General features: G+C 37.4%; 15 protein-coding genes. 5 read left to right on the top strand and 10 right to left on the bottom strand.

What is annotated here, in order from left to right; translation table 11 throughout:
- The first annotated feature begins 39 nt into the window (after nucleotides 1-39).
- Nucleotides 40-633: an adenylate kinase gene (locus tag ACZ48W_RS10930; protein WP_464828499.1), complete on the top strand. Its 594-nt coding sequence runs from the start codon at nucleotides 40-42 to the stop codon at nucleotides 631-633.
- 33 nt (nucleotides 634-666) lie between these two features.
- Here the strand turns inward: ACZ48W_RS10930 and ACZ48W_RS10925 are convergent, their stop codons facing one another.
- Nucleotides 667-987, bottom strand: a complete 321-nt coding sequence (locus tag ACZ48W_RS10925) for a putative quinol monooxygenase (protein WP_464828498.1) — start codon at nucleotides 985-987, stop codon at nucleotides 667-669.
- Nucleotides 988-1,112: 125 nt separating this feature from the next.
- On the opposite strand from ACZ48W_RS10925, the gene ACZ48W_RS10920 reads away from it, so the two are divergent.
- Nucleotides 1,113-2,360, top strand: a complete 1,248-nt coding sequence (locus tag ACZ48W_RS10920) for an OmpP1/FadL family transporter (RefSeq protein WP_464828496.1) — start codon at nucleotides 1,113-1,115, stop codon at nucleotides 2,358-2,360.
- Between the two features lie 70 nt (nucleotides 2,361-2,430).
- On the opposite strand, the gene ACZ48W_RS10915 is transcribed toward ACZ48W_RS10920, so the two are convergent.
- Nucleotides 2,431-3,345 (bottom strand): histone deacetylase family protein, encoded by a 915-nt coding sequence (locus ACZ48W_RS10915; protein WP_464828495.1) that lies wholly within the window; start codon nucleotides 3,343-3,345, stop codon nucleotides 2,431-2,433.
- A 31-nt stretch (nucleotides 3,346-3,376) separates the two neighbouring features.
- The gene (locus ACZ48W_RS10910; protein ID WP_464828493.1) at nucleotides 3,377-3,661 is read right to left on the bottom strand and encodes a hypothetical protein; all 285 of its coding nucleotides are present in this window, start codon (nucleotides 3,659-3,661) and stop codon (nucleotides 3,377-3,379) included.
- Between the two features lie 82 nt (nucleotides 3,662-3,743).
- Here ACZ48W_RS10910 and ACZ48W_RS10905 point away from each other — a divergent pair, with 82 nt between their 5' ends.
- Nucleotides 3,744-4,295, top strand: a complete 552-nt coding sequence (locus tag ACZ48W_RS10905; RefSeq protein WP_464828491.1) for a lipid-binding SYLF domain-containing protein — start codon at nucleotides 3,744-3,746, stop codon at nucleotides 4,293-4,295.
- Nucleotides 4,296-4,298: 3 nt separating this feature from the next.
- On the opposite strand, the gene ACZ48W_RS10900 is transcribed toward ACZ48W_RS10905, so the two are convergent.
- Both ACZ48W_RS10900 and ACZ48W_RS10895 read right to left on the bottom strand, forming a co-directional pair.
- Nucleotides 4,299-5,171: a radical SAM/SPASM domain-containing protein gene (locus ACZ48W_RS10900; RefSeq protein ID WP_464828490.1), complete on the bottom strand. Its 873-nt coding sequence runs from the start codon at nucleotides 5,169-5,171 to the stop codon at nucleotides 4,299-4,301.
- Nucleotides 5,172-5,178: 7 nt separating this feature from the next.
- On the bottom strand, nucleotides 5,179-6,246 hold the full coding sequence (locus tag ACZ48W_RS10895; RefSeq protein WP_464828488.1) for a hypothetical protein: 1,068 nt from the start codon (nucleotides 6,244-6,246) through the stop codon (nucleotides 5,179-5,181).
- 156 nt (nucleotides 6,247-6,402) lie between these two features.
- Between ACZ48W_RS10895 and ACZ48W_RS10890 the strand changes: the two genes are divergently transcribed.
- Together ACZ48W_RS10890 and ACZ48W_RS10885 are read left to right on the top strand one after the other, a co-directional pair.
- Nucleotides 6,403-8,259 carry a 7TM diverse intracellular signaling domain-containing protein gene (locus tag ACZ48W_RS10890; protein WP_464828486.1) on the top strand — a complete coding sequence of 619 codons (1,857 nt, stop codon included), beginning with the start codon at nucleotides 6,403-6,405 and terminating at the stop codon, nucleotides 8,257-8,259.
- A complete protein-coding gene (locus ACZ48W_RS10885; RefSeq protein ID WP_464828483.1) occupies nucleotides 8,256-8,960 on the top strand; it encodes a response regulator in 705 nt (234 codons plus the stop codon). The genes ACZ48W_RS10890 and ACZ48W_RS10885 overlap by 4 nt, the downstream gene beginning before the upstream one ends.
- 111 nt (nucleotides 8,961-9,071) lie before the next feature.
- Here ACZ48W_RS10885 and ACZ48W_RS10880 read toward each other — a convergent pair whose 3' ends face one another.
- From ACZ48W_RS10880 to ACZ48W_RS10860, 5 genes are all read right to left on the bottom strand, one after another.
- On the bottom strand, nucleotides 9,072-9,695 hold the full coding sequence (locus ACZ48W_RS10880) for a porin family protein (RefSeq protein WP_464828481.1): 624 nt from the start codon (nucleotides 9,693-9,695) through the stop codon (nucleotides 9,072-9,074).
- A gap of 236 nt (nucleotides 9,696-9,931) precedes the next feature.
- Entirely contained in the window at nucleotides 9,932-10,495 is a 564-nt protein-coding gene (locus ACZ48W_RS10875; RefSeq protein WP_464828479.1) for a PqiC family protein, read from the bottom strand.
- Nucleotides 10,495-12,135 (bottom strand): PqiB family protein, encoded by a 1,641-nt coding sequence (locus ACZ48W_RS10870; RefSeq protein ID WP_464828477.1) that lies wholly within the window; start codon nucleotides 12,133-12,135, stop codon nucleotides 10,495-10,497. The genes ACZ48W_RS10875 and ACZ48W_RS10870 overlap by 1 nt, the downstream gene beginning before the upstream one ends.
- Nucleotides 12,136-12,735, bottom strand: coding sequence for a paraquat-inducible protein A (locus ACZ48W_RS10865; protein ID WP_464828476.1), 600 nt, complete (start codon nucleotides 12,733-12,735; stop codon nucleotides 12,136-12,138). It lies immediately after the preceding gene.
- Nucleotides 12,732-13,376, bottom strand: a complete 645-nt coding sequence (locus ACZ48W_RS10860; RefSeq protein ID WP_464828474.1) for a paraquat-inducible protein A — start codon at nucleotides 13,374-13,376, stop codon at nucleotides 12,732-12,734. The genes ACZ48W_RS10865 and ACZ48W_RS10860 overlap by 4 nt, the downstream gene beginning before the upstream one ends.
- Nucleotides 13,377-13,426 lie beyond the last annotated feature (50 nt).

The following is a 13,426-nucleotide window of genomic DNA, read 5'->3' as shown; positions in this document are numbered from 1 at the left end:
TGCTTTAACACATGCACTCTACATAAAAAGGAAAATAAAATGAAAAAACTATTTCTTATCATAGGAGCACCAGGTTCCGGTAAAACAACAGATGCAAGTATCATCGCTGAAAAACATTCAGACAAGATCGTACACTACTCAACAGGTGACATGCTCAGAGAAGAAGTAGCAAGCGGAAGTAAGCTAGGTCAAGAGATCGAGAGCTACATCTCCAAAGGTGCCTTGGTACCACTAAATATCATTGTGAATACCATTGTATCTGCTATTAACAATGCTCCAGTAGATAATGTACTTATTGATGGTTATCCAAGAAGTACAGAACAAATGACAGCGTTTGACGAGCTTGTAGAAAAAGAAGACAACATTGAACTTGCTTCAGTAATTGAAGTAAGAGTAAGTGAAGCTGTGGCCAAAGAAAGAATCCTTGGTCGTCGTGCTGAGGCTGCTCCCGGTGAAGAGAGAAGTGATGACTCAGAAGAGGTATTTAATGATAGAATGAAAATCTATACCGATCCACTGGCAGATATCCAAAAATTCTATGAAGATAAAGATCTTTTAACTGTGATCAACGGTGAAAGAACTCTTGAAGAAGTAGTTGCCGATATGGAATCTTTTGTTTTAGGAAAAATCTAGATCCTTCCTAAGGAAGGCAGCGTATCTGCCTTCTTACTCATCCATATACGCTGTTACATTATAAGCTTCAACCAAACCATCCTCAGACAAACACTCCCTTTCAAAAAACTCAACGATCTCTTTTCTCTGACAATGTTTTTCAAATGCTTCAACATTTGCCCAGCTTTCATTAAATACAATAGGCATACTCTTCCCTGTGGCAAACGGACTTTCTATCTGTTTGGTGACACGGTAAGCCAAACATCCCTCTTCTCTTAATGTATCTGCTTCCAAACCTTTAAGTGTTTCAAAAAGCTCATTGAATTTCCCCTCTTTGGGTGTGAATTGTGCAATGCAATAAAGTATCTTAGACATCTATATCCCTTTTTTATACGTATTATGACATAAGATTATAATATAATAAAATCTATAGATTTACTTGACTTTAAAAATTAATTCAACTATACTGCTTTTATTCAAAAAATACTTCAAGGAAAATGATGAAAATTAAGACACTCGGCTTACTGGGAAAGACTATTACACTGTCGCTGTTGACTTCAACACTTTTATATGCGACCAATGGAGACAATCTTATAGCAGTAGGTACAAAAGCAAGAGGGATGGGAGGAACCGGTATCGCTATTAGCCATGGAGCAGAATCTACTCTGGTCAATCCTGCATTGATCACAAGTATAGAAAATACTGAGATCTCATTTGGAGGTACACTCTTTATGCCTGATATCACATCAGGTTATTCCGGGTTTCCGGGAGCTACATCATACAAAAGTGATGCCGATACGAACATTATCCCTGAAGTCTCTATCGCACACAGGATCAATGAAAACTGGTTTACAGGTGTAGGTATCTGGGGAACAGCCGGTATGGGAACTGACTATAGTGACGCACCTCTTACACCGTTTGGAGGGAATCAGCATATGGTCACCAACCTGCAACTTTTACAATTCGGTGTACCTGTTGCATACAGAGCAAACGGTTTGAGTCTTGCAGTAACACCTATACTGCAATACGGGAACCTGGATATTAATTATAATGATTTTGCAGGGAACAGCAACGGAGCCGGATTGGCCCAGGATTTTGGTTTCGGTTACAGTATCGGTGCAACATATGACCTTACTTCATCAGGTATAAAAGAGCTTGTTCTGGGTGCTGTATATAAATCAAAGATCGATATGGAATATGAGGGTCAGCTCTCAACTGCAACACAACCTTTTGTAGATGCAGGTATCTTTCCGGCAGCTATGTCAGACCATCTGGAACAACCTGCAGAAATAGGTGTAGGTCTTGCATATACAATAGATCAGCATACAATTGCATTTGACTATAAAAGAGTAAAGTGGTCTGATGCCAGAGGATATAAGGATTTTGGATGGGAAGATCAGGATATCTATGCATTTGGTTATCAGTTCGCCAAAGATACCTGGGCACTCAGAGCAGGATATAACTACAGTTCAAGTGCCGTAGTTGCCATACCAGGAGGAGCAACAATACCCTCTTCTGCAGCACTTAACTTTTTTAATCTGCTGGGCTTTCCTGCAACAGCAGAAGAACACTATACCCTTGGAGGGACCTATGAATTCAGCAAGACCTTTTCACTTGACCTGGCTTATGTCTACTCACCTGAATCAAGTAAGACATTTGACATAGGTGCTCTCGGTATGGGTATTCCGTATATCACTACCGATCACTCAGAATCAAGTGTATCTTTTCAGTTAACCTATAAATTCTGATCTTGATATCCCTGCCTTTCCTCTAACAGGGCAAGGATCAAGCTCCCTGCTCTTCTACTCTCTAACAGGATCAGTACAACAGCATTTCATCCAAGGTTACCTTTACATTCTCTCCCAATGCATCTACATCATACCCACCCTCTAAAAAGAAAACAAACGGAACATCAGCACTATCCAAAATAAGCCTTACGATCTTCTGAATACCTTCTGTTGTCACATTCAACTGTGCCAAAGGATCACTTTCGTGAAGATCATAACCTGCTGAGACAAGAATGATATCCGGTTCAAAATGCTGAACCAGAGGCGGCAGATCATTCTCATAGATATCCAGCACTTCCTCATCTCCACTGTCAGGCATGATCAAAAAATTTGCGATAAAACCTTCCCCTTCTCCTGCACCTCTATCCTCTTCTGCACCCGTACCGGGATAAGCAAAAGCCTGATATGAAGAGAAGTAAAAGACTGTATTATCCTCATAAAATGTATCTTGAGTACCGTTTCCATGATGTACATCAAAATCTATGATCATTACTTTTTCATATCCTGCATCCTGTGCATATTTTGCAGTAACCGCAATATTGTTAAAAAGACAGAATCCCATTGCCTGCGTCGGTGTAGCATGATGCCCGGGAGGACGTACTGCACAAAAAGCTCTCTCAAACTCCCCTGATTTTATACCGTCTATCGCTGCAATACCAGCTCCTACCGCTTTGACAGCAGCTTTATAGGAGTCAGTACTGCATATTGTATCTGAGTCAATAGCTGCTGCATATTGACTCGCTTCTATAACCCTTTGAACATGTTCAGGTGAATGCACGGTTTGAAGTATCTCTTTCGAGATCCAAACAGGTGTTTTTGATATCAATACATCCTGTAATGGTTCTACAGCTTTATTGATCGCTACAAGCCGTTGCTTTGACTCCGGATGAGTGATGCCTGTGTCATGTTCAAGATATACATTATCTGTAATATATGCGGTTCTCATCCCTCTGCTCCTTAGAAAGTGATTTTTTTCATTATAGCCTCTTTTTAAGTACCTCTATCTCTTCCCGTAAAAGTTGTATCTCTTTTCGTAAACTTTTCATCTCTTCTCTCAATGCAGCTTCAACCTTCCCTTCTATAGGTACGATCCCCTCTTTTATTTCTTTTTCTATATCTTCATCCAGCAGGATATAAGTTGTCTCTTTTCCGTTTTCTTCAACAATTTCACTCTTCAGCTTACCTGACTTTACCATCTTCATTACATTGAATATACTTAATTTATGTTTGACCGCATATGTTTTTATGGTTACTTTTTGCATTTCTATCCTTTAAATTAGAATATTATACACAATTGATTTACATTTATTTGTTATAATCTGTAAATAAACCAAAAGGATATTCATGAAACATAGTACATTCAACCCATTCATACTTATTGCATCTTTTTTACTGCTTTTAAACACTTACTCTATGGCAGAACCGGCATCTGTAATCGAAGCCAAAGCAAATGAAGCGATCAAACAGTTCAACAAAGAAGTCAAAGGAGGCAGGGAATTTCTCTCAAAAGTTGAAGGGTACCTTGTGTTTCCTTCTGTTGTCAAAGGCGGTTTTGTTGTAGGCGGTGAATACGGAGAGGGTGTCTTGCGTATCAATGGAAAAACCAGACATTACTATAGTATTGCATCAGGTTCGGTCGGCTTTCAAATGGGACTGCAGCAGACTTCTTATATCATTGCTTTCGTTTCAAAGTCGGCTTTGGACAACTTTGTTAAAAGTGACGGTTGGGAAGCCGGTGTAGACGGTGCCGTTACGGTTGTTAAATGGGGTGTAGGAAAAGACATCAGTTCCATCAGTTACGAAAAACCTATCTATGCTTTTGTATTCGGAGCAAAAGGATTGATGTACAACCTTACACTTGAAGGTACAAAATTCACAAGAATCATCCCTAAATGATGATCAAGAGAGGTTGAACCTCTCTTTATAAGAACATTTCTGACAAAGTGCTTCAACAGCTTTTCCCTCTTTAAAACCTTTTATCATATAAGCAGCACGGGAATTGGATACTATATGATCCAGGCTCTCTTTATGCAGATCACCCAGTTCGATCACACCATCACTGTCCAGACAGCAAGGCACAACTTTTCCACTTACAAGAACAGCGATATGTGACTGCAATCCCTGACATGTCCCATGGCCGTAATTTCTGTTCTTTAAAGAAGGCCACTCAAAATAATTATCAAAATGAACCAGAACTTTATTGGCTAAACGTATGGATTTCGGCCGTTCTTTATAGATAGTATCAGGATCTAATACTACATCAAATGCATGGCTAAGTTTTAAAAACAGTGTCTCATTAAAACTGTGTTCACTCATCATTTCGTCCAGATTCCATATACGAAGGTTGATGAAAAGTCCAACATCACGTTCCAGTTTAGCTTTACACAGATCCAATACCGGTGTAATATACTGTTCAAAAGTCAAAGCGGTATCATTCTTGTTAAAACTGTTCAGTGAAATATTTATCTGCTTCACACAGGGATGGAACAATGTATCATAATTATGTTTTTTAAGAAAATACCCACTTGTGGTAAGCAGTGCTTTTAATCCGTGTCTATGAATAATATCCAGATATTCCGAGAGGCTGGATAATGTAAGCGGATCCCCCATAACATGACAGGCAATCTCCTTGGTATACCCTTTTGCCTGGATCACAATAGATTCAAAAAAATCCGGATCCATCTGCTCTGAAGGCAGTTCTTTTGTTGGACAAAAGCTGCATTTTAAACCGCATACGTTGGTAAGTTCTATATAGATACGATAAAATCTCACAAAAATATTACTTCATACAACTGGAGAGATCATTAATATTCTGTGCACTCCTGATACAATGCATCCTTGACTTTAAAAGTGAGATATTCTCATCAAATGTATTTAGAACCTTTCTTTTTTCATCACCTTTCCATCTTTCAATATTACTCTCTTTGTCTTTAGTGAATTGACTCTTTAAAAATGTAACATCTTTTAGACAATCATTTGCAGCGATCCACTCCTCTGCCCTTTGAAGGCATTCCCGTGCTTTTTGCATACTGAGTAACATTTGGGGTAACAACTTTTTCTGTTTTTCAAAAATATTTTGAGCCAACTTCTGCATCCAGACTTTTTTTTGCTTTTCTGTAAGATCTGCCTCTGTGATATTGTTATCATTTAACTGTTTGTATACCTCTCTGGAGATATCACTTAACACTTTAGAAAATTCTTTAGGTACTTTTTTACTTTTTGTTTTTAAATTTGTTTTAAAGAGTGCGATTTTCTGTACAGGAAAGTTTGGTATTTGACAGTTTTCTTCTGAAATATTGATATCAAAAATAACACTGACTGCTTTTTTCTGATACTGCATTCCCAAAACATTCATTTCATTAAGAAGCGGGATCCCTTTGTAGATACACTTACGTACACCATTACCCTCCCATACATCACAGGTGATTCCTGCAATGGTCTCCTTCCCTTTTTTTACTAAGCCTTCTGTGATGTTTTCTACCACATTGCCTTTAGGTATAGGACGTTCTAAAATTTTCTTAGTCTTAAAATCAACATTTAATTCTTGCTCTTTTTTATGTTTTTCACATTTGTTTATCACTTCTATATTCTTCAGGGCACCAGAGGTTATTTCTTCTATATTCTCCTCAATAAGTTCCACAGCACCCCAATCTTTAAAGTATAATTTTCCTTTGCCGTTGATCGTCAGATTGACCTCTTGTGTAAGTTGTCCCCCACCACTGATACTGTAAAGTATCATACCTGAGGGGACATCATACTTTTTTTGAATCATTTGTGCTGATAAAAGTGTGGCAGTCCCCAGCCAGAGAAATAAAAAAACTATTTTGATCTTCTTTATATGTGACATACACTTCCTTACTTCCTCTTAGCAGAGGCCATATTTAGGTGATGTCATTGTAACATAATATTATTTACAGCGTAAACATCCTGCATGTTCCCCCTGATCTTGAAGAAACAAAAGGTTAAAAATGTACCCTTCAGAGATAATTGGCTAAAATTTTTTATGTTTATCAATTACCAAAAATATTATAAGCTTTTATTTTTTATATGCATCATTACGTTAAGCACGTTACATGCTTCGGTAATTGAAATATCTACAAAAACCGCCTATTCACTTTTGGAACATGCCAAAGTTTATTTTGATCAAGAGGATCTGACACTTAAAGAAATCATAAAGAAAAAAAAATTCACTGCTTATACTAAACCTTATATCAACAGAGGAGTATCTTCAGAAACCATTTGGATCTCTTTCTCACTTAAAAATGATTCAATGCAGGATATTGAAAAAATACTGGTCCTCAGTTCTCCGCTGCTAGAACACATCGCGCTTTATACGCAGGACATCATTGCAAAACCCTTAAAACAAGGGGTATTGGATACATGCAATAAGCATTCTACGATTTTTCCCTACTTCAATATAAAACTGGCTCCACAGAGTTCAAAAACATATTATCTTAAAATAAAATCTGTGATCAACCCTATAGATTTCGGAATAATGATCTATAATAAAAAACAGTATATAGCAGAAGACCAGTCGCGGCAGTTTATCAACATTTTACTTGTAGGTATGGTACTTGTACTTATGTTGTATAGTTTCATACTTTCTTTTTATACTAAAGACAGAAGTTATTTCTATTATAGTTTTTACCTCTTTGCCCTTATCACTCAACAGCTCACATATCTTGGATTGACACAAATATATTTTCCGGCAGAATTTGTTGCTATAGATCTGCAGATTACCGTCTTTAAGATCACTCTTCTTATCATCACTGCTGCTCTTTTCAGTATGCACTTTCTAAAAACAAAAAATATGCCCTTCATACATAAAGGATATAAACTGCTGATCACTATTTCTTTTATAGAAATGATAGTTTTAAGTATTCCGAAATTTTACAACCTTAACATTGTGATACTTACAGGAACAATCTTTATTGTATATAATCTTTATGCCGGCTATCTCTCCTATAAAAAAGGCAACAAACAAGCCAGACTGTTTATTGTAGGATTCGGAATTGTATTTATCTCTTATATTTTGATCATATTGAATGCCATAGGCCTGACATCTGTCATGCAAAAGGTCCAGAATATTCTCATGATAGGTACTGCACTTGAAGCCTTCATCCTCTCTTTGGCTTTTGTAGACAAATATGCCATCCTGCAAAAAGAAAAGGAAGAAATAGAAGCACAGATACTTAATGAGCTGAAGAACAGAACAGATATCATTAAACAGGAAGTGGTTAAAAAAACCGAAGAGCTTAAAAGTATGGTAGAGCACAGAGAACTGCTTATTAAGGAAATACACCACCGAGTCAAAAACAATCTGCAAGTTATCCTATCTATGGTACGATTAGAGAATGATTCTACAGAACAGCATACATACAAACAAAATCTTAACAGTCTGGAGAGCAGGATCAATGCGATAGCAAAAACCTATGATATGCTTATTATCAAAGACAATCTGGAAGAGATAGATATTGCTGAATACATTGAATCACTGATAGATGATATCCAGGAATCCTATCCGAAAGAAAAATATCAGATCCGAATTGAAGCGGATATACGTGCAACTCTGCCTTTACGTGAGTCTATCTACATAGGTCTCATCATTAATGAAATGGTGACAAATACCTATAAATATGCCTTTAATGACCATAGAGGGCATATAGATATATCATTACGAAAGCATGGAAACAAGATCACACTCATTTACCAGGATGACGGTAAAGGATTTGATCTTAAGGAAACAAGCAATTCATTAGGGTTAAAGCTTATCCATAGATTAATACACAATCAATTAAAAGGCAGTATAAAAATGCATACAACCGATCATATTCAATATGTTATAAGATTTACACTATGAAAGAAATACATATTCTCATCGTAGAAGACGAAAGTATCGTGGCAATGGAAATAGAGAGCTATGTACTCAAACTGGGATACACTGTTGTAGATGTCTGCTCTTCGGGAGAAGAAGCACTTGCCATTATTTCAAAACATCACGTTGATATCATTCTTATGGATATCTGCATCGATGGGGAGAAAGACGGTATAGAGACTGCTATGGAAGTTCTGAAAAGATATCCGGCAATTAAAATCATTTTTCTTACTGCACATACAGATGAATATAATGTGGACAGGGCTATCACTCTTGATCCCATAGCCTACCTTTCCAAACCATTTAAAAGAGATGAACTGCAAATATTTCTGAAAATTGCTACAAAAAAAATAAAACAGGAATTTACATGTATTCAAAACGATCCGAATAAAGTTATTTTTGATCAAGAATTTTATTACGATACTCTCAATGGGCTTCTCTACTGCTGCGGTGAGCATATTCATCTTACAAAGAAAGAACATATGCTTCTTGATCTACTGATACGGAACAGAAACAATATTGTCTACCTGGATGCCATAGAAAGAGAAATATGGTCAGACAAAGAAACCAATCCGAATACTATCAGAACCCTTGTAAAAAGATTACGCCAAAAACTGAAATATAAATTTATTGAAACGGTATCTTCAATGGGATATAAACTGGTCATACCGAAAAACGGCCTTTAAGGATAATCCCTGTATATCCTGTTATTTTACATTTAAAATTTTAATAAAGAAAAGAAAAAATATATGTAGAAGTTTTTACCAGGGCACATCACCCTGGTAAAAAAGCTATATCTAGAATGTATAAGTCACACCCACATTGACAGAATCAATCATAATATCATAATACGTCGGGATATCATCAAAACCTTGATCATCATACAGTCTTGTATAGTCCACGAAGAGTCCCCAGTTGTCATTGACAGCATAACTCGCACCGATCCCCCACTGGAAGCCGCTCTCCGAATCTTTACTACTTCCCTCTTCATAGGTGACTTTCCCGTAGCCAAGCAGACCATAAAGTGTGACCCCGCCTACCGGATACATAGGCTTGAGGTAGAGCCCGTAATTTGATATTTCACCGTCAAAATCTTCATTATAACCGTAATCACTCTCATAACTTAGATCACCGAATGTCTTAGAATATCTGGCTTCTACTGCGATGTATTTATTGAAATTATACCCTGCAAGTACCAGCATGCCATTCCCGTCTATATCTCCAGACTCTTTCCCACCGTCAAAATCCAGGTTCATATACGAATACCCCAGACCGACATAGAATGCACTCTCATCCGCTGTTTCCGGAATCACTACAACTTCTGCTTCAGATTCTACGACATTCTTACCGATATCCCCACCTGCAAAAGCCATTTGGCTTAACGCCAGAACCGATATGATCGACATTGTTATTTTTTTCATTTTACTTCCTTTTTGTTTTAAATACAAAAGAAGTTTAACAATAAAATGTGCCAAAAGTGTGGCAAAACAGCCTGTTTGATAAAAAAGAGGGGAAAGTTTTGAACAATCCTCTAAAATGGTTAGAAAGTTTATTGTTTTAGACATCAGAATAAACTTTTATTTAAAAATTTATATTATATTTGTCAATAGTTCTCTACAACAGATTCTTCTCTTGGTTACACATTGCCCCACAGAAACTAATAGGAATCAATTCCCCTGGCAATATCTTCTTCAAGCTTTCCGAAAGCTCTGTCCATAGCATTTACAATACTTCCTGCATTGCTTTTAGCAGGTAGGCTTATACTGAAAAGTTTTGCCTTTCTCTTATGTGTCCGCATATTTTCCACTTCCCAATTGGCATCAAGATAGACTCTGTTCCCCTGGGCTATGAAACGTGCTATCTGTACCTTGACTTTTAGGCCCGGCTGTTTATCTGTACCCCACGGATAGGCATAGACATCAGGTTGATTAAACTTTTTTTGTAAAAAGCTTATCAGTCTATGGGTTAATCCTGCATCCAGATCTTCAGCCCATACAGCACCATCTAAAAACATGATCTGACTTGCTGATCTGGCTACAGCGATCTCCCTTTTGAAAAGGTACTCAGGCACACTGATCTTCTCTACCCCTATAACCCGGTTTTTATCTCTATAGATTACATTTGGTTGTGAAGCGGTTGAAAGTATATAATAGTTGGATGATACACAACCGCTTAAACCAATCAGTACAATAAGTAGTAAAAGTATTTTTATTCTAAACATTATTTATCTCCAAAGATAAGTGAATTTGGTTTACGGTTAAGCATCTCCAAGAAGTGCTGCATCTCTTTGGAAGTCTCAGTCACCACTCTAAGTGTTTGTGCTATTTGATGTGTCAAAAGTGAGTTCTTATCATACCCTTTAACCACTTTTTTGGTTACTTTAAGTGTTTTAGTAAGCTCTTTCAGTGCTTTGTTTACCTCATCAGGTAATGCTGAAAATGATTTTTTACCGGTCAGTGTATTGATATTTTCAACTGTCTTTTGAAGCTTAAGAAGTACCTTGTTCGCATTGGCAATAGGCTCAGAACTCTCATTCACTACCTTGTCTATAGAAGTGATCAGTTTTTTAAGCGGGAGTTTGTTGAGTTTGACCAAAACTTTTTCAACTTCATGCATGATACCTGTACCGTCATTTTTGACAGTGGGCAACACAGCATAGTGTTTCCCTTTTGATATAGTCTGTTTTGTAGCATTTTCATCAAATACAAGATCAATGAACAGCATACCTGTAATAATATCGGTAGATGTGATCTTCGCACGCAAACCCTCTTCTACAGCCTGATAAAAGTTCTCTTCACCTGTATGATCCGGATCATTTCTATCCTCAAATACGGAAGTATCTATCTCCACAAGGATCTCTCCTTTCATATGATGTGTACTTTTTTCATAAGAAAGCTTTATATCCTTTACATGTCCTACATCAAAACCGGCATAATGCACAGCAGCACCTGTCTTGAGTTTTGCAATAGAGTCTTCCGTATACAAAAGGTATTGCTTCACAGCATTTCCTGCATTGCCTATTTTTTTACTCTCTGCAGTACCGGCATTCTTATACAAATAGAAAATATGCTGATCAGGAACTACTGCCTTGAGATCCTCACCTGAAGAGGAAAAGGATATTCCTCCCTGTATCAGATATGAGATCGGTGCCACATTTACATCCAGCCTGCCATTGGAAAAATCAACATCCACTGCACTGTTCAGCCAAAACTTTGAATCTGTATGAATATAAGGAACATAGGCTTTATTCACAAAAATAATAATATCCACACTTTTGCTGTCAAGGGCTATATTCATATATTCCACCTGTCCCACTAGAATATTCTTATAGTAAACCGGTGTACCTTTTTTAATATTATACCCGTCAGATGCATTCAGATGGAAGTATGCTCCCTCTTCCGTAACATAATATGCACTGTCCAATCCGATAAAAGTATCTTTAAAGTCCGTATTGTCCTTCTTGCTGTACATATTGATATATGTTCCGGAGAGGAGTGTATCAAGGCCGCTGACACCGGATATGCCCACTTCCGGTTTTACTATCCAGAATTTTGCATTTTTATTGATATACGGAACAGCCGATTTGTCCATTCTTGCAACAATAGTCACCCCCTCTCCGTCTTCCTGCAATACGATTTTCTTTACCGTACCTATAGGGACATCCCTGTATTTGATCTGACTCTGTCCGGCTTGCAATCCTTCATTTCTCGGAAAGACTATTTTGATCTCCGGACCTAACTGGGCATAATACTGATATGCCAGCCATCCTGCGATCAAAAGTGCGATAAAAGGCACGATCCATATAGAAGTAATAAAATTAAATTTGGTTGATTCTTTTATCTCCGGTATCTGTTCGGGCATTTATCTATTCTCCTTGATAAGTCGCATATCGAATGCATGTGCTGCCAAAAGTGTAAAGAACACAGAAAGAGCAAAAGCCGTTGCGGCTGTACCTGCGACTATTTCTATGTTCGCCAAATGTATGAGTGCGGCAAGTATGGCCACGACAAATACATCTATCATAGACCATGGACCTATGACTTCTGTTATATAATACAATTTATGTTTATTGATCTTCCTGTCTTTTCCCAAAGGGTATTTTACACTAATTAACAGATAAAGCAAGATAAGGAATTTCAGAATAGGGATCACTATGGATGCAATAAAGATCACTGCAGCGATAGGATAAGAACCATGTTCCCATAACATGATCACACCTCCGAGTATCGTACTGCCCTCAACAGCCCCGAATTGTCTGGTAATGAGCATAGGATAAAGATTTGCAGGGATATAAGCGATGATCGCTGTGATCAGATATGCCCAGCTCTTTTCTGTTTGAAATGTTTGATGTTTATAAATAGCAGAACCGCAACGGCGACATCTGTTTTCTTTCCCCTTGTCTATATTCACAGCTTCACAGACAGGACAACGGATCAGTTCATCTTCTTTTATTTCGATCATTTTGACTTCTCTTGCAAAAAGACTCTTTTTCTCAACATCCATATTTCAGAAACATGTATGGTTCTGGTCACATACAGATCAAGCAGGACAAATGCTATCAATGCCCAAAAAGCAATACCCATATGTATCTGTGCATATCCTATGAGTTTTACCAACGCCACCAAAATACTGATCAGAAAAATATCACTCATACTCCATGGTGTGATATGAGAAAGCAATATCAGCAGTTCTTTGCTTAATTTCTCTCCTGCCTTCAGTTTCAAAAGGAGGAATACCATACTGTAAATGGAAAATATCATCAGAGGGAAAATAAAGATGAGGAAAGAACAGATCAAGCCTACAACATAAAAACCGTTATTGAAAAGGCTCACAAATGTTTTAGGGATGGTAATGAACTGTTCATGTCCAAGCAGCTCTATCTTGACGAGTGGGAAAAAGTTGGCAATGGCAAAAAAGATAAGTGCCGATATACTCAGGGCCAGTCCATGCTCTGCAAGTCTGCTGTCATATCTGTACAAAACAGTATTACATGCACGGCAACATGCTTTTGAGCCATCCTGGATCGTTATCTCTTTATGGAGAGTATGGCATTTTTGACAGATAACCAGGTTATCTAAAACATCTTCACTTTCTATTTTCATAACACGGATTATACCTAATATAATCAATATAAGTGTATGATAAATAAAAA

The organism is Sulfurovum aggregans, from assembly GCF_055385215.1.
The sequence above is the reverse complement of the archived record's forward strand: the minus strand, read 5'-3'. Positions and strand labels throughout refer to the sequence as shown.

What these genes read in the sequence shown, in the direction of transcription:
- ACZ48W_RS10930 (WP_464828499.1), top strand. Translation starts at nt 40, where the DNA reads ATGAAAAAACTATTTCTTATCATAGGAGCACCAGGTTCCGGTAAAACA.
- ACZ48W_RS10925 (WP_464828498.1), bottom strand. Translation starts at nt 987, where the DNA reads ATGTCTAAGATACTTTATTGCATTGCACAATTCACACCCAAAGAGGGG.
- ACZ48W_RS10920 (WP_464828496.1), top strand. Translation starts at nt 1,113, where the DNA reads ATGAAAATTAAGACACTCGGCTTACTGGGAAAGACTATTACACTGTCG.
- ACZ48W_RS10915 (WP_464828495.1), bottom strand. Translation starts at nt 3,345, where the DNA reads ATGAGAACCGCATATATTACAGATAATGTATATCTTGAACATGACACA.
- ACZ48W_RS10910 (WP_464828493.1), bottom strand. Translation starts at nt 3,661, where the DNA reads ATGCAAAAAGTAACCATAAAAACATATGCGGTCAAACATAAATTAAGT.
- ACZ48W_RS10905 (WP_464828491.1), top strand. Translation starts at nt 3,744, where the DNA reads ATGAAACATAGTACATTCAACCCATTCATACTTATTGCATCTTTTTTA.
- ACZ48W_RS10895 (WP_464828488.1), bottom strand. Translation starts at nt 6,246, where the DNA reads ATGTCACATATAAAGAAGATCAAAATAGTTTTTTTATTTCTCTGGCTG.
- ACZ48W_RS10890 (WP_464828486.1), top strand. Translation starts at nt 6,403, where the DNA reads ATGTTTATCAATTACCAAAAATATTATAAGCTTTTATTTTTTATATGC.
- ACZ48W_RS10885 (WP_464828483.1), top strand. Translation starts at nt 8,256, where the DNA reads ATGAAAGAAATACATATTCTCATCGTAGAAGACGAAAGTATCGTGGCA.
- ACZ48W_RS10880 (WP_464828481.1), bottom strand. Translation starts at nt 9,695, where the DNA reads ATGAAAAAAATAACAATGTCGATCATATCGGTTCTGGCGTTAAGCCAA.
- ACZ48W_RS10875 (WP_464828479.1), bottom strand. Translation starts at nt 10,495, where the DNA reads ATGTTTAGAATAAAAATACTTTTACTACTTATTGTACTGATTGGTTTA.
- ACZ48W_RS10870 (WP_464828477.1), bottom strand. Translation starts at nt 12,135, where the DNA reads ATGCCCGAACAGATACCGGAGATAAAAGAATCAACCAAATTTAATTTT.
- ACZ48W_RS10865 (WP_464828476.1), bottom strand. Translation starts at nt 12,735, where the DNA reads ATGATCGAAATAAAAGAAGATGAACTGATCCGTTGTCCTGTCTGTGAA.
- ACZ48W_RS10860 (WP_464828474.1), bottom strand. Translation starts at nt 13,376, where the DNA reads ATGAAAATAGAAAGTGAAGATGTTTTAGATAACCTGGTTATCTGTCAA.